Source organism: Paenibacillus beijingensis (genome assembly GCF_000961095.1).
GTDB lineage: Bacteria > Bacillota > Bacilli > Paenibacillales > Paenibacillaceae > Paenibacillus_O > Paenibacillus_O beijingensis.
In genome coordinates this window covers 86,349-105,240 of record NZ_CP011058.1, presented here as the reverse complement: position 1 = coordinate 105,240, position 18,892 = coordinate 86,349, and the positions used below count along the sequence as shown (strand labels likewise).

At 50.9% G+C, this 18,892-nt stretch carries 9 protein-coding genes and 1 other RNA gene; 7 read left to right on the top strand and 3 right to left on the bottom strand.

What is annotated here, in order from left to right; all coding sequences use genetic code 11:
* The first annotated feature begins 177 nt into the window (after window positions 1–177).
* The 3 genes from VN24_RS00475 (at window position 178) to VN24_RS00465 (ending at window position 13,464) form a co-directional block, all read left to right on the top strand.
* Window positions 178–9,537, top strand: a complete 9,360-nt coding sequence (locus VN24_RS00475; RefSeq protein ID WP_045668815.1) for a WIAG-tail domain — start codon at window positions 178–180, stop codon at window positions 9,535–9,537.
* Window positions 9,538–10,243: 706 nt separating this feature from the next.
* The gene (locus VN24_RS00470) at window positions 10,244–11,701 is read left to right on the top strand and encodes a glycoside hydrolase family 68 protein (protein WP_045668814.1); all 1,458 of its coding nucleotides are present in this window, start codon (window positions 10,244–10,246) and stop codon (window positions 11,699–11,701) included.
* A 284-nt stretch (window positions 11,702–11,985) separates the two neighbouring features.
* Window positions 11,986–13,464 carry a glycoside hydrolase family 68 protein gene (locus tag VN24_RS00465; protein ID WP_420798587.1) on the top strand — a complete coding sequence of 493 codons (1,479 nt, stop codon included), beginning with the start codon at window positions 11,986–11,988 and terminating at the stop codon, window positions 13,462–13,464.
* 159 nt (window positions 13,465–13,623) lie between these two features.
* On the opposite strand, the gene VN24_RS00460 is transcribed toward VN24_RS00465, so the two are convergent.
* Together VN24_RS00460 and VN24_RS00455 are read right to left on the bottom strand one after the other, a co-directional pair.
* A complete protein-coding gene (locus VN24_RS00460; RefSeq protein WP_045668813.1) occupies window positions 13,624–14,823 on the bottom strand; it encodes a putative glycoside hydrolase in 1,200 nt (399 codons plus the stop codon).
* 145 nt (window positions 14,824–14,968) lie between these two features.
* A complete protein-coding gene (locus tag VN24_RS00455; protein WP_082083540.1) occupies window positions 14,969–15,157 on the bottom strand; it encodes a hypothetical protein in 189 nt (62 codons plus the stop codon).
* Between the two features lie 284 nt (window positions 15,158–15,441).
* Between VN24_RS00455 and cshA the strand changes: the two genes are divergently transcribed.
* A complete protein-coding gene (gene cshA, locus VN24_RS00450) occupies window positions 15,442–17,019 on the top strand; it encodes a degradosome RNA helicase CshA (RefSeq protein ID WP_045668811.1) in 1,578 nt (525 codons plus the stop codon).
* 88 nt (window positions 17,020–17,107) lie between these two features.
* Here cshA and VN24_RS27990 read toward each other — a convergent pair whose 3' ends face one another.
* On the bottom strand, window positions 17,108–17,212 hold the full coding sequence (locus tag VN24_RS27990) for a YjcZ family sporulation protein (RefSeq protein ID WP_238590790.1): 105 nt from the start codon (window positions 17,210–17,212) through the stop codon (window positions 17,108–17,110).
* Window positions 17,213–17,378: 166 nt separating this feature from the next.
* Between VN24_RS27990 and VN24_RS00445 the strand changes: the two genes are divergently transcribed.
* From VN24_RS00445 to VN24_RS00440, 3 genes are all read left to right on the top strand, one after another.
* The gene (locus tag VN24_RS00445) at window positions 17,379–18,134 is read left to right on the top strand and encodes a YesL family protein (RefSeq protein WP_045668810.1); all 756 of its coding nucleotides are present in this window, start codon (window positions 17,379–17,381) and stop codon (window positions 18,132–18,134) included.
* Between the two features lie 63 nt (window positions 18,135–18,197).
* Window positions 18,198–18,380, top strand: a non-coding RNA gene (gene ssrS / locus VN24_RS26695) — 6S RNA.
* Window positions 18,381–18,489: 109 nt separating this feature from the next.
* Window positions 18,490–18,882, top strand: coding sequence for a DUF1499 domain-containing protein (locus VN24_RS00440; RefSeq protein WP_045668809.1), 393 nt, complete (start codon window positions 18,490–18,492; stop codon window positions 18,880–18,882).
* Window positions 18,883–18,892: the final 10 nt, after the last annotated feature.

Below are 18,892 nucleotides of genomic sequence, written 5' to 3'. Positions count from 1 at the left end.
TTATCATACACCCTCTAATGCCGGATCTCACGTTCACCGCATTTTTTTGTCGTCCGAAACCAACTACACGAACCTTCTGGGTGTTCAAACCGTTATTGCGGCCTATTTTTCAGTGACGTGCCCATAGGTTGGAGCATATATTGCTTATGACACTTTAGCTGGAAGAAGGAGAACGCGATGAGGAAAAAAGGAAGAGGGAGAATACCGAACAGCCGCAAACCCCTTTTTTATGTCGATAATCCGAATGTGTCGGAATTGACGTGGATCGACGAAGTCCCGAAGAACGTCACCATTAACACGACATCAGCACCGGTTAACCCGAATGTTATTTTACAGGAAAAACCGGTCTCTGAAGTCGAAACTCCGGCATCCGATACCGCCATAATCGAAGAACATATCTCGCCATCGGTCGTTCAACAAAAGCTGAATAAAGCGGAAGAGAAAAAACTTCCCGCTCGTTCGCTTCCTTTTATCTACACCGACGATTTAAGTGAAAATGCGGTTACGACGGAAAAAGTGGCTCCCGGCGCCATTGACAGCACCCGCCTGCAGACCGGAAGTGTCGTTACACGTACGATTGCCGATTTTGCGGTGGGGAGCATTCATCTTGCCGAAGGATCGGTTACTGCATCCAAAATCGCCAAAGAATCGATCACGGGGGAGCATATCGTCGCTCATTCCATCAGCGGCAATATGCTGTTGGAACGGTCCATTACGGGAGACAAATTGACGGACAACAGCGTGACGAGCGAGAAACTGGCCGACCGCACCATAAGCGCCGACAAGCTTGCAGAGGGCTCCATCGAAGCGAAGCATCTGAAGCCGTTTCTGATTACGTCGGAACTGCTGGACGAACAGGCGGTCGATTCAAGCAAAATCAAAAGCGGAACGATTCGTTCCGAACATATCGCCAACGAAGCAATCGATACGTCCAAATTGGCGGAAGGGTCGGTTACCCGTTCTAAATTAAGGGAAGGATCGGTCGGCACAGAACATATCGCTCCTGAATCCATTGAAACGTTTCATTTAAAACACGCCTTATTGCGCGCCGATCATATCGAGAGAGGAACGCTCGAGGGCGGTCATTTGGCTCCGGGCGCAATCGGTTCCGAACAGCTCGCTTCTGGATCTGTAGGAACAAGGGAGCTTAAACCTCAGTCCGTAACGTCCGAGGTGCTTGCGGAAGGAGCGGTCGGTTCCGACCATTTGCAGCAAAATACCATTTACGGAAAGCACGTTGTAAATGGAGAGATCGGAGCGGCACAAATTGCCGATCGGGCGCTAACTGCAGCCAAACTGGCCGACAACGCGGTAACGACAATCAAAATCGTGGACCAGGCGGTAACGGCGTCCAAAATCGCCGACCAGAGCATCAATGCCGCCAAGCTGGCGGACCAATCGGTACAAAGTCGGCATATGGGACGGTTTGCCGTCTCGGCAGAAAATATCGCCGATGGAAGCATCGAAGCCCGGCATTTGAAGCAGGCATCGGTCGGAAAGGAGCAGCTGCGCAACGAATCCGTCACGGAATACAAGCTTGCGGATAACAGCGTATCCGGGTCGAAGCTGCAGTACGGGGCCGTCCGCAACGAGCATCTTGCAGTCGAATCGATCACGTTTGACAAATTGGCGCCGAGATCGCTCCATACGTTCCATTTTGCGGACGAATCGGTTAGCGAGGAAACGATTGCCGGAGAGGCGATCGTCTCGCGTCATTTGCGGCCGGGATTAATCCAAAGCGAACACATCGGCAAGCAAACGGTCCTGTCTGAAGCGCTTCAGGATGGAGCGGTCACCGGCAATAAGATTGCTTTGAACGCCGTAACGGAACGCCATATTGGGCCGGGTGTCATTGAGTCGCATCATCTGGGCGATTACGCGGTAAATGCAGTTAAACTTTCGCCCGAATCGGTAACGACGGATAAACTGACGGAATTGTCGGTTACCTCCGCGAAGCTTGCCGAAGGCAGCGTCACCTCCTCCAAACTGGCGCTGGGCTCCGTCGATTCAACCGCGATTGCCGATCAATCGGTTGCGGAACGGCATATTCAGACTCAAGCGATTATTTCGGAGCATCTTGCGACAGGAAGTGTGGAGCGGCAGCATCTTCGTATCGATGCGGTACAAACCGAAGCGATCGCAACCGGTGCCGTCACCTCGGAGAAGCTGGCTCCAGGCTCTGTGACAACCGCACATTTGGCGGAAGAATCGGTCACCGGCGAAAAATTGGCCGTTCAATCGGTGTACAGCTTTCATCTAACGGACCAAAGCATAGCGGACTATCATTTGCTGGACGGCGCTGTGACCAGACCCAAAATAGCGTCAGGCAGCGTCGGCAGCGATCAGCTTGAAGAGGACAGCGTCAGCAACTGGCATTTGCAGATCGGCTCTGTGACCGGGGAAACGATTTCGCCGCATTCGATTGACGCGTCGCATATTCTTGAAGACTCCGTAGGCTCAGCGCATTTAAACGAGGGCTCCGTAACGGAAACGAAACTGGCGGACGGTGCAGTTATCACCGGCAAGCTTGCCGATCAAACGGTAACGGAAGCGAAGCTGGCGGACAAATCCGTCACAGCGGCGAAATTGGCGGACGGCTGTATCGGTTCAGACCAGCTCGGGGTAAACAGCGTTACTTCGGCCCATCTGACGGCCGGAAGCGTCAATCGTGAACATTTGGCAGAGGGAGCCGTTACGGCAAATCATCTGAGCGATCAATCCATTGCAGCGGAAAAGCTTTCACCCGATTTATTGGCGAACATCACGCTTCGGGAAGGCGGGATCGATGCAAACCATCTCGCATCCGGGGCGGTGACGGCGGACAAAATTGCTGCCGGCGCGGTTGGATTCACCCAGCTGGAAGACGGTTCCATAACGGAAGAGAAGCTGGCGGACTTTGCCGTTGTTACGGGCAAAATTGCGGATCAGGCGGTAACATCCGGGAAGCTGGCGGAGAAAAGCGTGACATCCGCACACCTTGCTGCGGCCAGCATCAAACGAAAGCATTTGGCAGATGACTCCATCGTCACCGAACATCTAAGCGCAGAGTCGATTACAGCCGATAAGCTTTCTCCGGAACTGCTCACAAGCATTACGCTTCAGGAAGGCGGAGTTACGGAGCGCTTCCTGGAGGACGGAGCGGTAACTTCGGTGAAAATAGCGGAGGGTGCGGTCGGTTCAACCCAACTGACAGACGGTTCCGTATCGGAAAATAAATTGGCAGACGGCGCAGTCGGCAGCGAAAAGCTGGCGGACCAGGCGGTGACGTCGGCGAAGCTGGCGGAAAACAGCGTCACATCGGTGAACATAGCGGAAGGCGCGGTTGATACCGTCCATCTGGAAGACGGTATCGTAACGGAAGAGAAGCTGGCAGACGGCGCAGTCGGCAGCGAAAAGCTGGCGGACCAGGCGGTGACGTCGATGAAGCTGGCGGAAAACAGCGTCACCTCCGTCCATTTGGCCTCATCCAGCGTTAAAGGAATTCATTTAACGAAAGGATCCATCGCTTCGGAACATTTAAGCGCAGAATCGATAACGGCTTCAAAGCTGTCCTTGGATCTGTTGGCCAGTTTTACGCTGCAAAAAGGCGGAGTAGACGAATACCATCTCGCATTTGGGGCGGTGACTTCTTCTAAAATAGCGGAAAGCTCGGTTGGCAGCGCGCACCTGGAAGACGGCGCGGTCACGAATGCGAAGCTGAGCGAATACTCCGTCGGTACCGCTCAACTTGATTACGGTGCCGTGACAAATGAAAAGCTTGCGGAAGGAGCCGTCCGTTCCATCCATCTGGAAGAAAGCTCCGTTACGGAAGCTAAGCTCGCGGAAGGCTCGGTCAGTACCGGCAAGCTGGCGGATCAGGCAGTGACGTCAGCGAAGCTGGCGGAGAACAGCGTTCAATCCGCACACCTTGCAGCGTCCAGTGTGAAAGGAGAGCATTTGGCGGAAGCATCCATCGTTTCGGCCCATTTAAGCCCCGGTTCGGTGACGTCCGACAAGCTGTCCGCCGGCTTGCTGGAAAGCCTCCAATTTCAACAAGGGGAAGTGGATGATTACCACCTGGCATACGGCTCGGTGACTTCGTCCAAAATTGCGGAGGGAGCGGTCGGTACCGCTCATTTGGAAGACAGCGCCGTAACGAAAGCGAAGCTGGCGGAAGGCTCCGTCGGAGCCGCCCAGCTCGAATTCGGCAGCGTTACGGAGGATAAGCTTGCGGAAGGCGCGGTCGGTACTTGGAGGCTTGCGGATCACGCGGTAACGTCGGCGAAGCTGGCGGAGAGCAGTATCCATTCCGCACACCTCGCTTCGTCCAGTGTGAAGGGAGAGCACGTGTCGGAAGGATCCATCATGACGGAGCATTTGAGCACCGGCTCGGTGACGACCGATAAGCTGGCGGACGATGTGCTGGAAAGTCTCAATCTGGGGCAAGGCGAAGTGAATGATTACCACCTGACATACGGCGCGGTGACGTCGTCCAAAATTGCGGAGGGAGCGGTCGGTTCCGCCCACTTGGAAGACAGTGCCGTAACGGGACCGAAGCTTGCGGAAGGCGCGATCGGAACCGGCAAGCTTGCGGATCAGGCGGTAACGTCGGCAAAGCTGTCGGAGAGCAGCGTCAGATCCGCGCACCTCGCCGCATCCAGCGTGAAAGGAAAGCATGTGGCGGAAGGATCCATCGCCGCGGCCCATTTGAGCGCCGGCTCGGTGACGGAAGAAAAGCTGTCGGCTGCCTTGCTGGAGAGCCTTCGGCTTCATCAAGGGGAAGTAAATGCCTATCATCTGGCAGACGGATCGGTATCGGCAGAGAAACTTGCAGCCGACCTGCTGGAAAGTCTCCGGCTTCACGAAGGGCAAGTGGACGCTTACTTCCTGGCGGACGGATCGGTCAACGGCGCAAAGCTTTCAGCCGACCTGTGGGAAAGCCTTCGTATACACGAAGGGGAGGTAAATGCCTACCATCTGGCGGACGGCTCGGTCAACGGCGCAAAGCTTTCAGCAGAGCTGTGGGAAAGCCTTCGGCTTCATCAAGGGGAAGTGAATGCCTATCATCTGGCAGACGGATCGGTATCGGCAGAGAAACTTACAGCCGACCTGCTGGAAAGTCTCCGGCTTCACGAAGGGCAAGTGAATGCTTACTTCCTGGCGGACGGTTCGGTAACGGGCGAGAAGCTTTCAGCCGAGCTGTGGGAAAGTCTTCGGCTTCACGAAGGGGAAGTAAATGCCTACCATTTGGCGGATGGTTCGGTATCGGCAGAGAAACTTACAGCCGAGCTGCTGGAAAGTCTTCGGCTTCATCAAGGGGAAGTAAATGCCTATCATCTGGCGGATGGTTCGGTATCGGCAGAGAAACTTACAGCCGACCTGCTGGAAAGTCTCCGGCTTCACGAAGGGGAAGTAAATGCCTACCATCTGGCAGACGGCTCGGTCAACGGCGAAAAGCTTTCAGCCGATCTGCTGGAAAGTCTCCGACTGCACCAAGGGCAAATAAATGCCTACCATCTGGCGGATGGTTCGGTATCGGCAGCGAAACTTACAGCCGACCTTCTGGAAAGTCTCCGGCTCCAGGAAGGGGAAGTAAATGCCTACCATCTGGCAGACGGCTCGGTCAACGGCGAAAAGCTTTCAGCCGATCTGCTCGAAAGTCTCCGACTGCACCAAGGGCAAATAAATGCCTACCATCTGGCGGATGGTTCGGTATCGGCAGCGAAACTTACAGCCGATCTGCTGGAAAGTCTCCGGCTGCACCAAGGGGAAGTAAATGCCTATCATCTTGCGGATGGCTCGGTGACTTCTTCCAAAATTAAGGATGGTGCAATTGTTTCGGATCATTTAAGCACCGGTTCGGTCTCAATCGATAAATTGTCAGACGATGTGTTGGAATGTCTCGATCTGGGGCAAGGAGAAGTGAAAGAGTTACACCTCGGGTACGGAGCGGTGACGCCGTCCAAAATTGCCGGGGGTGCAATCGGTTCCGTCCATTTGGAAGACGGCGCCGTAACAAATGATAAGCTCGCGGAAGGCGCGGTCAGCACCGGCAAGCTCGCGGAAGGTGCGGTCGGCACCGGCAAGCTTGCGGATCAGGCGGTGACATCGGCGAAATTGTCGCAGAACAGCGTCCAATCCGCACACCTTGCAGCTTTCAGTGTGCAGGGAGAGCATGTGGCGGAAGGTGCCATCACGACAGAGCATTTGAGCACCGGCTCGGTGACGGCCGAAAAGCTTTCAGCCGACCTGTGGGAAAGCCTCCTGCTTCACCCAGGGGAGGTGGCTGGCTGCCACTTGGCGGAAGGTTCGGTAACCTCGTCCAAAATTGCGGAGGATTCGGTCGGTACCGTCCATTTGGAAGACGGCGCCATTACGAAAGATAAGCTTGCTGAAGGCGCGGTCGGTACCGCTCATCTGGAAATCAGCAGCATCACGAAAGATAAGCTCGCGGAAGGCGCGGTCAGCAGCGGCAAGCTTGCGGATCAGGCGGTGACATCGGCGAAGCTGTCGGAGAATAGCGTCCAATCCGCACACCTTACAGCTTCCAGTGTGAAGGGAGAGCATATAGCGGAAGGGTCGATTGTCTCGGAGCATTTGAGCATCGGCTCGGTGACGGCCGATAAGCTGTCGGACGATGTGTTGGAAAGGCTCGATCTGGGGCAAGGAGAAGTGAAAGAGTTTCACCTCGCATACGGAGCGGTGACCTCAGCTAAAATTGCGGAGGATTCGGTCGGTTCGGTCCATTTGGAAGACGGCGCCGTAACGAAAGATAAGCTTGCGGAAGGCGCAGTTGGTACCGCTCAGCTGGAAAACAGCAGCATTACGAAAGATAAGCTTGCGGAAGGAGCAGTTGGTACCGCCCAACTGGAAATCAGCAGCATTACGGAAGATAAGCTCGCAGAAGGCGCGGTCGGTACCGGGAAGCTCGCGGAAAGCTCGGTTATTACCGGCAAGCTTGCGGATCAGGCGGTGACGTCGGCGAAGTTGTCGGAGAACAGCGTCCAATCCGCACACCTTGCTTCCTCCAGTGTGAAAGGGGAGCATGTGGCGGAAAGGTCCATCACGACAGAGCATTTGAGCACCGGTTCGGTGACGGCTGATAAGCTATCTGCCGACCTGTGGGAAAGCCTCCGAATTCACCCCGGAGAAGTGGCTGGCTGCCACCTGGCAGACGGCTCAGTAACCTCGGCTAAAATTACGGAGGATTCGGTCGGTTCGGTCCATTTGGAAGACGGCGCCGTAACGAAAGATAAGCTTGCTGAAGGAGCAGTCGGTACTGCCCACCTGGAAATCAGCAGCATTACGGAAGATAAGCTTGCGGATCAGGCGGTAACATCTGCGAAGCTGGCGAAGAACAGCGTCCAATCCACACACCTTGCAGATTCCAGCGTGAAGGGAGAGCATGTGGCGGAAGGCTCCATCACTTCGGAGCATTTGAGCACCGGCTCGGTGACGGCCGATAAGCTGTCCGACGAGGTGTTGGAAAGTCTTGATCTGGGGCAAGGAGAAGTGAGGGAGTTCCACCTCGCATACGGAGCGGTGACGCCGTCCAAAATTGCGGAGGGAGCAGTCGGTTCCTTCCATTTGGAAGACGGCGCAGTAACGCAAGAAAAGCTTGCGGAAGGCGCAGTTGGTACCGCCCAACTGGAGTACAGCAGTATTACGGAAGATAAGCTCGCGGAAGGCTCGGTCGGCACCGGCAAGCTCGCGGAAGGCTCAGTTAAAACCGGCAAGCTTGCGGATAAGGCGGTAACATCGGCGAAGCTGGCAAAGAACAGCGTCCAATCCGCACACCTTGCAGCTTCCAGTGTAAAGGAAGAGCATGTAGCGGAAGGATCCATCACATCGGAGCATCTGAGCACCGGCTCGGTGACGGCCGATAAGCTGTCGGACGATGTGTTGGAAAGTCTTGATCTGGGGCAAGGAGAAGTGAGAGAGTTCCACATCGCATACGGAGCGGTGACGCCGTCTAAAATTGCGGAAGGAGCAGTCGGTTCCGTCCACTTGGAAGAGAGCGCCGTAACGCAAGATAAGATTGCGGAAGGCGCAGTAGGCACCGCCCAACTGGAATTCAGCAGCATTACGGAAGATAAGCTCGCGGAAGGCTCGGTGATGACCGGCAAGCTTGCGGATCAGGCGGTGACGTCGGCGAAGCTGGCGCAGAACAGTGTCCAGTCCGCACACCTTGCAGCTTCCAGTGTCCAATCCGCACATCTTGCAGCCTTAAGTGTAACGGGTGAGCATGTGGCGGAGGGGTCCATCACGACAGAGCATTTGAGCACCGGCTCGGTGACTGCCGATAAGCTTTCAGCCGACCTATTGGAAAACTTCCGGCTTCACCAAGGGGAGGTGGCGGACTGCCACCTGGCAGACGGTTCGGTAACCTCGTTCAAAATTGCGGAGGGAGCAGTCGGTTCCGTCCATTTGGAAGACGGAGCCGTAACGAAAGATAAGCTCGCGGAAGGCGCGGTTGGCACCGCCCAACTGGAATTCAGCAGCATTACGGAAGATAAGCTCGCAGAAGGCGCGGTCGGTACCGGCAAGCTAGCGGACCGGGCGGTGACATCGGCGAAGCTGGCGGAGAACAGCGTCCAGTCCGCACACCTTGCAGCTTCCAGTGTAAAGGGAGGGCACGTCGCGGAAGGGTCCATTACCTCGGAGCATTTGAGCACCGGCTCGGTGACGGCCGACAAGCTTTCAGCCGACCTAATGGAAAACTTTTGGCTTCACCAAGGGGAAGCGGCGGACTGCAACCCGGCTGACGGATCGGTAACCTCGTCCAAAATTGCGGAGGGAGCAGTCGGTTCCGCCCATTTGGAAGACGGAGCTGTAACGAAAGATAAGCTCGCGGAAGGAGCTGTCATCACCGGCAAGCTCGCGCAAGGCTCGGTTAAAACCGGCAAACTTGCAGATCACGCGGTGACGTCGGCGAAGTTGGCGGAGAGAAGCATCCAATCCGTACACCTCGCAGCGTCCAGTGTGAAGGGAGAGCATGTGGCGGAAGGAACTATCGCCTCGGCTCATTTGAGCGCCGGCTCCGTAACGGCCGACAAGCTATCCGCCGACTTGTTGACGAAGTTCAGTCTGCAAGAAGGCGGAGTGGATGAAATCCACTTAGCTGACGGAGCCGTTACAGCTTATAAAATTGCTGCGGGCTCGGTCGGCTCCGCTCAGCTCTCGATAGGTGCCGTAAGTCGTGAGCACCTATGTTCGGATTCGGTTACAGGTCGTCATATTGAAGATGAGTCGATCGGGATTCAAAAACTTGATTTTGTACCTGTAGTTGCCGGAAAAAAACGAAAAACAGTGCTGCAGCAGTTCGGATTGACCTCGTTTAAATTCCAGGGACAGGAAGAGCAAGTGGAGCTGCGCATCGAATTTGATCAGCCGTTCTCCGAGAATGCTTATTCTTTCGTAGCCATGAGCGATCATCCGGCATGTTATACCGTTTTGAGCGGCAAAGAAGAATCCCGGGCATTTGTAACCATTATCCGTACCCGGATCGGGCCGGAACCTAGCGGGACGATTAACTGGATTGCAGCCGGGAATGTATAAAGCTTGTTAAAAAAGAAAGACGCTTAATTTTACCATTTTATAAAAAAAGGTTATAGTAGCACGAAACGTAAGCACTGAACGGAGAGGGAATGCTCTCCATATGTTCAGTGCTTTTTTCGTTATCGGGACAAAATTTCGTTAACAAATCGTTCAAAATCAGGGGCTAAAGTCCCTCGTTCCGCCCAAAAATATGTGTATGTAAGCAGGAACATCGGACAACCTTGAATGCTTATTGCCGGAGCATCCGAATGCTGATGCGTTCATAATCCCTTATAAATTGAATGCGTTAACATTATCTATGATACTTAAAAATATCAATATGAAGAACAAAAAAATATTATTGTTTGAAGTAATTTCAAAGTCTTATTTTTGATTTTAATTGTTATTTATTGTAAAAAGTTCGTGTAGAACTATTGTCACGATTATTGCTAAAAGTAGTAATGGTACTTTTATCACATTGACGCAGCATAAATAAATCTTATAAGCTTGCTGTGTACAAACGACTTGCACTGTACAACAACCTGAACCATGAAAGGCGGGAAATAAAGAACAAGACGGCGCAGTAACCTAGCGGTTGCTAGAGTGAGGTATCTAAACCATGCAAATCAAACAGTATCCGACCCTTTGAGCAGAAGATTGAAGGATGCTGTCCATATTTACTGGTTTTTAGATATAAAAAATCAAAGCAAAAATGGAGGAATTCATCATGAATCTCAAAAAGCTTGTCAAACAAGCAACAGCAGTAACCTTTACTACTGTTTTGTTGGTAGGAGGTGGAGCTCAAGCTTTTGCACAAGAAAAAGACAGCTTGGACCACAAAGAAACATATGGCTTTTCCCACATTACTCGCTTTGACATGCTGAAATTGCCTGAACAACAAAACAGTGCACAATTCAAAGTGCCGCAATTCGATGCTTCGACGATAAAGAACGTTCCTTCGGCAGTTAAAGTGGATGAGAACGGCAACCAAATTGAAATGGACGTTTGGGATACGTGGCCGCTGCAAAACGCCGATGGAACAGTGGCAAATTATAACGGTTACCAAATCGTATTTGGTTTGGCAGGAGACCCGAAAAAGGGTTGGGACACATTCATTTACATGTTCTATAAAAAAGCAGGCGACAATTCGATCGATGCCTGGAAAAATGCGGGCCGGGTATTTAAAGACAGCGACAAATACGGTCCAAACGATCCGATTCTGAATAACCAGGCGGAAGAATGGTCGGGTTCCGCAACGATGACATCCGACGGAAAAGTTCGCTTGTTTTATACCAACCGCCATGGCTGGGATCCGGCAAATGGATTCTTTGGCAAGCAAACGTTGACTACGGCTCAAATCAATGTATCGCAACCGGATGGCAATACGCTGAAAATTGATGGCGTAGAAGACTTCAAATCGATTTTTGGTGGAGACGGTAAGTTCTATCAAACGGTTGAACAATCTTTCGGCGGCGGGGACTACTCCGATAATCATACGCTCAGAGACCCTCACTATGTCGAAGAAAACGGCAAAAAATACCTTGTGTTTGAAGCGAACACCGGAACAGAAACGGGTTACCAAGTCGAAGAGGCATTCTACAATCGTGCTTACTACGGCGGAAACAACAAATTCTTCGAAGCTGAGAAAAACAAATTGCTGCAAAGCCCTAACAAACAGTTTATTAAAAATGCAAACGGCGCTCTCGGCATCGTTGAGCTGAACGACGATTATACGCTGAAAAACGTTTTGAAGCCGCTGATCGCATCCAATACGGTTACGGATGAAATTGAACGCGCCAACGTATTTGAACTGAATGGCAAATGGTATTTGTTCACCAGCTCCAGAGGAGCAAAAATGTTCATTGATGGAGTCGATAAAGAAGATATCTACATGTTCGGTTATGTAGCCGATTCTTTAACCGGACCTTACAAGCCGTTGAACGACAGCGGACTTGTACTGCATCAAGATCTGAACCCTTACGATATTACGTGGACTTACGCTCACTTTGCGATTCCGCAAGTTAAAGGTGACAATGTGGTCATCACCAGCTACATGACTAACAGAGCATACTTTGCAGATCATCATGCCACCTTTGCACCAAGCTTCCTGCTGAACATTAAAGGAAACAAAACGTCCGTTGTACCAAACAGCATCCTTGCTCAAGGTCAAGTAACGATCAACTAGTCCTAACTCTCATCAAACCTCCGTCCCTTAAGTGGGCGGAGGTTTTTTTGGTTTTATCATCATGTACAGTACCGTTACATAATAATGCAGCTTATTTAAAATAAGCATACCAAATCCAATAAGTAATTAATAATGTGATATTTTGTTAGTATTAAACGATTAAAAGATTTTAATAATTATATTATAGGTTGAATTGGCACATTTTTCCATTGACGCAATATGAAAAAATCTAATAAGCTTGCATTGTGAAATTTTCAAAAAAACAGAGCAAAATGGAGGAATGCATGTTGAAGATCAGCAGGTTTGTCAAGCAAGCAACCGCAGTAACCTTTTCTGCTGTTTTGCTGGCAAGTGGCGGAGCTCAAGCTTTTGCCAAAGAAAAGAACAGTCAGGATTACAATGAGTCATATGGCTTTTCCCACATTACACGCTTTGACATGCTGAAATTGCCTGAACAACAAAAGAACGAACAATTTAAAGTGCCGCAATTCGATGCATCGACAATAAAGAACATCCCTTCCGCAAAAAAAGTTGATGAGTGGGGCAACCAAATCGATATGGATGTTTGGGACAGCTGGCCGCTGCAAAACGCCGATGGAACGGTAGCGAATTATAAAGGTTACCACATTGCGTTCGCTTTGGCGGGAGATCCTAAAAAAGGCTGGGACACGTTTGTTTACTTGTTCTACAAAAAAGCCGGCGACAACTCCCTTGACAGCTGGAAAAATGCCGGACGGGTATTTAAGGACAGCGATAAATTCGTTCCGAACGATTCGATTCTAAAAGATCAGGCGGAAGAATGGTCGGGTTCCGCAACTTTGACCGCTGATGGAAAAGTTCGCTTGTTTTACACGAACCGTCACCCTTGGGCACCAGAACGCGGGTTTTATGGCAAGCAAACGTTGACAACGGCACAAGTCAACGTATCTCAACCGGATGCGAATACGCTGAAAATTGATGGCGTTGAAGATTTCAAATCGATCTTTGACGGCGGAGACGGCAGAATATATCAAAATGTGAAGCAAGGTATCGTAGAGCCGAACTTTTCCGATAATCACACGTTCAGAGACCCTCACTATGTAGAGGACAAAGGCCGCAAATACCTTGTTTTTGAAGCCAATACCGGCATGGAAACGGGATATCAAGGCGAGCAATCGTTCTATAATAAGGCTTACTATGGCGGAAGCAAAAAATTCTTCCAAGCGGAGAAAGCCAAATTGATGCAAAGCCCTAAAAAAGATGCGGCGAGAATAGCAAACGGCGCTTTGGGTATCATTGAATTAAACAACGATTACACATTGAAAAAAGTCATGAAGCCGCTGATTGCATCCAACACCGTAACGGATGAAATTGAACGCGCGAACGTATTTAAATTGAATGGCAAATGGTACTTGTTCACCAGCACAAGAGGATCCAAATTGATTGTTGATGGAATCGATAAAGAAGATATCTACATGCTTGGTTATGTAGCCGATTCTTTAACCGGACCTTACAAACCGTTGAACGGTACGGGCCTTGTATTGCATCAAGATCTTAATCCTTACGATATTACGTGGACTTACGCTCACTTTGCGATTCCGCAAACGAGCGGCAACAATGTGGTCGTCGCGAGCTACATGACCAACCGGGCATACTTTGAGGATCATCATTCTACTTTTGCACCGAGTTTCTTGCTGAACATCAAAGGAAGCAAAACCTCTGTTGTCAAAAACAGCATCCTAGCACAAGGTCAATTGACGATTGACCTAAAGATAAACAAGTAAAAATTAGACAACTATGCATCAGGCCTCCATCCTTTAGGGTTGGAGGTCCTTTGTTTATTTGTTTATTATAGAGGCAAAAGAAAACGCCCCGGGCTGATGAAAACCTTCGAAGGTGCACGGTTGTCATCGCTTGGGGCGCTGCTGCTGAATCGGCCTGAATTATTTGAAATTCGCGGCGGAGTATTTATTGGATGCGTTCCATAGTAAGTATTCATAAATGCCGGTATCATGAAGCGCCTTAATCTGTGCTTCCACTTGAGCCTTGCCATATTTAATATAGTGACCGCTGCCCAGCCAACTGGCGGTAAAGTCCTGAATCCAGGGACGGATGACCGGCTTATAAAGTGATAAAGCGTTCAGCTTCTTGTGCGTATCGGTCATAGAGCCCTTAATCGTTGTGTACGGATCTTTGTCGGGATCCTTTAAGCCGAACCATCCGGGTCCATAGTGGCTCGGATAAACCATTGGGGAGATGACGTCGACATGTTTGGAAATTTTAACGAAATCCTGCCCGATTCCTTCGGCGGCCGGAACTGAAGCCGCGTATCCGAAAATATCGACCGACATCCGCACATTCAGCGGCTGAAGCTGCTCGCGCGCATATTTCACAAAGCCGGTCACGGCGTCGACCCTGCTTAGCTTCGATTTGTCGTACACGAGACTGTCCGCCTTTTTCTCAAAGCCTTCCGGGAAGCGGACATAGTCGAATTGAATTTCCTTAAATCCGAGTTTAACCGCTTCTTTGGCAATGGCGATATTGTAGTCCCAAACTTCCTCGTTATACGGATTTACGAAGCTGTCGCCTTTGCCGTTTTTCCATATCGATCCGTCTTTGTAGCGGAACGAAAGCTCGGGATGCTTATTTGCAAGCGCCGTATCCTTAAACACGACGATCCGTGCAATCGGATACACGTTATGCTCCTTCAGCGTCGCCATCAGGCTTTTCATATCTTTAATGTATTTTTTGGAGGCTCCAAGCTTAAGCAGATCCGTATTGTCGGTCGGATAAGTGATGTAGCCGTAATCGTCCTTAATGTCAATGACCATGCTGTTCAATTCCGTGTCGTCCAGCAGCTTTAGCAGCGTCGGCAGCCGCGAACCGCCGGCACTGTGAGCCGTCACATAAACGCCTTTCACTTCCGGGGCATCGGGCTGCGGATCCTTCTTGACGAAAGTCTGCTTCCCGGGTGTGCCGCTGCTCGCGCTTCCGTTCGTCTTGTTTCCGGCGGTCACGACCTCGTGTCCGGCGGCCGCATTAACGAAGGAAGTCACCACGCCTCCTTCAGCCGCATGGTCTCCGGTTCCGGTTCCGAGCGTAACCTGATACAACAAAAGCAAAGTGGAAAAAATAATGTTCATAAGTTCCCCCCCTGGTTGCCTATTCACAAATTATAAAACAGTTCCGGCATTCGTGACACAGGAAATTTGGCTGGAGGGAAATTAAAAAAGCCTGCCGATAAACCGGCAGGCTGTTCCGGAAACGGGATTAAACACCGTCTCCGCGTTAATGCAACATAGCTTGATTTTGATGCTCACAAATGCTGTGCTGCACGATTTCCATTGCATCATGCGGCTCCAATAAAGCCAATCCGTCCCGCAGAACAATCTTTAAATCCAGTTCGCTCTCCGTGAGGAAAGATTGAAGCTCGGGAGCCAATTTTTCCACAATCCTCGACAGTTTGACTGCTTCCATATCCACCTGGCATCACCCTTTCATCATCGAAGTGTTAGGGCAAAACATATGGCATGAAACTAGAACTACGGGATAGCTTTATTATAACAGCAACTTTCTGAAAAACATAGTGCATGAGGTGAAAATCCGCTCCTGCCGCAAACGAAGGTCCGGCGGGAAGAAGGGGTATGTATATCGTTGTAGTATGGCTGTTTGTCCGGCGCTGGTATTCATTAATGTTTTTGTGCTATAATAAATTGGATATTTTCAAGATGGCTGTACAAAAAAAGGAGTTTGAATAAGATTTGAAAACATTTGCTGAATTTGGCCTGGAACCTAAAGTACTGCAGGCAATTACAGAATTGGGCTTTGAGGAATCGACCCCAATCCAATCGAAATCGATCCCGGTTGCGATGACCGGCAGCGATTTAATCGGTCAAGCACAGACAGGAACAGGGAAAACCGCGGCGTTCGGAATTCCCCTTATTAACAAAATTCCGATAAATGAAGACCGTATCGTGGCGCTTATTATGACGCCGACGCGCGAGCTTGCCATTCAAGTATCGGAAGAAATCGGGAAGCTTTCCCGATTTAAAGGAACCCGCTCTCTGCCGATTTACGGCGGACAGGAAATCGGCCGTCAAATCCGTGCCCTGAAAAAGCGTCCGCAGATCATTATCGGCACCCCGGGCCGTTTGCTCGACCATATTAACCGCAAAACGATTAAACTCGACGACGTGCAAACGGTTGTTCTGGACGAAGCGGACGAAATGCTGGACATGGGCTTTATGGATGATATCCAAAGCATTCTGAGCCTCGTTCCGGAAGAGCGTCAAACGATGCTGTTCTCGGCAACAATGCCTCCGAACATTCAAAAACTTGCCCAGCAGTTTCTGAAAAATCCGGAACATGTGTCCGTTATCCCGAAACAAGTGAGCGCGCCTCTCATCGATCAGGCTTACATTGAAGTTCATGAACGCCAAAAATTCGATGCGCTCAGCCGTCTTTTGGATATGGAATCGCCGGAGCTGGCCATTATTTTCGGCCGCACCAAGCGCCGGGTCGACGAACTGAGCGAAGCGCTGCAGAAACGCGGCTATTCCGCAGACGGATTGCATGGCGACCTGTCGCAGAACCAGCGCGACAACGTGATGCGCAAGTTCCGCGACGGCAGCATCGACGTTCTCGTTGCAACTGACGTGGCGGCGCGTGGTCTTGACGTTTCCGGCGTATCGCACGTTGTCAACTTTGACCTTCCGCAGGATCCGGAAAGCTACGTTCACCGGATCGGCCGTACCGGCCGTGCAGGTAAAGAAGGTACCGCATGGTCTTTCGTGACGCCGCGCGAGATCGATCATTTGCACTTTATCGAAAAAGTAACGCGTCACAAAATTGCCCGCAAGCCGCTTCCGAGCATCTCCGAAGCGATTGAAGGCAAGCAGCGCGTGACGGCTGAGCGGATTCTGGAAATTGTCCAAGGCGACGAATTCCAGGAATACAAAGGCATCGCCATTCAGCTTCTCGAGCAATACGATTCCGTTCATCTTCTTGCGGCTGCGATCAAGCTGATCACTGGCGAAAAGAAAGATGTAAATATCGAATTGACGCCTGAAGATCCGATTCGTGCGAAGAAGCGCAGACCGGATGTTCGCTCGAACGGACGCCGTTTCTCCGGCGGTACATTCAGCGGCGGTAACCGCGGCGGCGGCTATCGCGGCGGTCGCAGCGACGGCCGCGGCGGGTACGGCAGTCGGGGCGGCTACGGCAGCCGCGATGGCTACAAAGGCCGCAGCGGTGAAGGCCGCGGTGGTGAAGGCCGCGGCGGGTACGACTCCGGCCGCGGAGAAGCCCGTCGTCCGAAACCGTCCTCTGCCGACGAATAATATGTAGCGGGAAAACCGGGGCCATCCGCTGCCGCAGAAGCGGCCGGAAGTCCCGGTTTTTATTTTCTCTTTTATTTTTCAAGTCATCTTAGTACAGAAAAGCTTTGGTGATGATAACGAGAAGTATGAAGAGAACAAGAATCGCGCCAATCGATGTGAAACCGTGGCCGTGACCATAGCCAACACCGCTCATTGAGGCAACCTCCTTTAAGATCTGAATGGGTGATTACACTATAGGTTATTCCGGAGGGCCAATGTCGTTAAGACAAAAGCCCAGCGGAGCGAAAAATAGGCACTGGCGGCTCGCGGATCGATCTCGGTTAGAGAAGAAGACAAGACTTTGGCTGGAGGGTCCCAGGATGGAAATGAGAGGTATGATGGGGGGATTTTATAAAATCTCCGAGTGGATTATGCGGCTCGCGGTTACGAACTTGTTATGGGTCATTTGTTCCCTGCCGGTCGCTTTTCTGCTTCTTACAAGTCTGATGTCGAAAAATGCCGGCGAAGTATACTCTTGGCTCGTATTGACGCTGATTGTGTCGCCTTTTACGCTGTTTCCCGCCACATCCGCAATGTTTGCGGTTGCCCGCAAGTGGGTGATGGGAGAAGTCGACGCGCCGCTCTTTAAAACATTTTTCCGCGGTTACAAGCAAAATTATGTTCAGAGCATGGTCGGCGGCATCTTGTATGCTCTTCTCTTCATTATTATGGTGGTCGATTTCCGCGTCTATCTTGCGGAGCCTAATTTGCAGCTGATTTCGTATATTTTTATCGGACTGATGATTTTGCTGTCCATTTCGTTGTTTAACTTCTTTTCCATGGTTGTCCATTACCATATGAAGACGATGCAGCTGCTCAAAAATGCGGTGCTGATTACAATCGGCCGGCCGCTGCGTTCGTTGTCGACAGCTATTGTTAGCGGTGTCATTCTTTACATCAGCTTTTATAAGTTTACGTTTCTGATTCCTTTCTTCATGGGAAGCATCATCGCTTATTTTTCCTTTTGGAACTTCTATATGGTCTACCAGAAGATCCAGTCGCAAATGGAAAAGGACGAGGCAGCTGCGGAAGAAGATCCATTGGATGAAGATCTTACGGAAAGTACAAAAAAATAACTTCCCTTAAAATAACGGACTGCGAACATTTACTTTTGCTCTGCCAAAGCTTATAATATTCCATACATCCTGCGATGTACGTTACGGCTATTCGTTGTTTTGAACCAATGGCTGTTTCTAGGGAGTTCAATATTGAGGCGCGGCTGACATGCCCCCGAAAGGGGACTTCAAAAACGCATCTGTGGACACCCACCTGCGAGAGCGGGTTCAGAAACATGTTAGTCGGACGGCATTTGCGGGGTTTTTTAACTCTTCCTTATAAGTCTCCGGCGGTTTCGTCCGGAGCTTTTTTTTGAGGGCAAATACATGGTATCATTAAAGAAAGCTTACATAGAAGTCAGAGGGGAGATGTTTGTTGTTGAAACGGACCTTGCTCGGGCTGCTGCGCAGTCATGAACAGACGGGCGACAAGGCAAAAGATCCTTTGCTCAAATCCCATTTTTACAAGATGTCCAAAGAGAAAGCGTGGGAGGAAGTCGTATCTACGCTGAAAAAAATGCAAGGATATAAAGTGCTTCACGATATACCTTCCGTAGGGGAAATTGTGCTTGAGAAAAAAACGGTGACCGGCCGGACGATGGACATAACGGTTTCCGTTATCGGAGTGAATCCGGTTACGTCCGCCGTCGATATTTATTCCGCTTCAAGGGGGTCGTTCGGCGATCTGGGCTCCAATTACCGGGTCATTCTCGAACTGTACCGGACACTGGACAAGAAGCTGGCGGCATTTAAAACGACCGCTCCCTAAAGAGAATAAA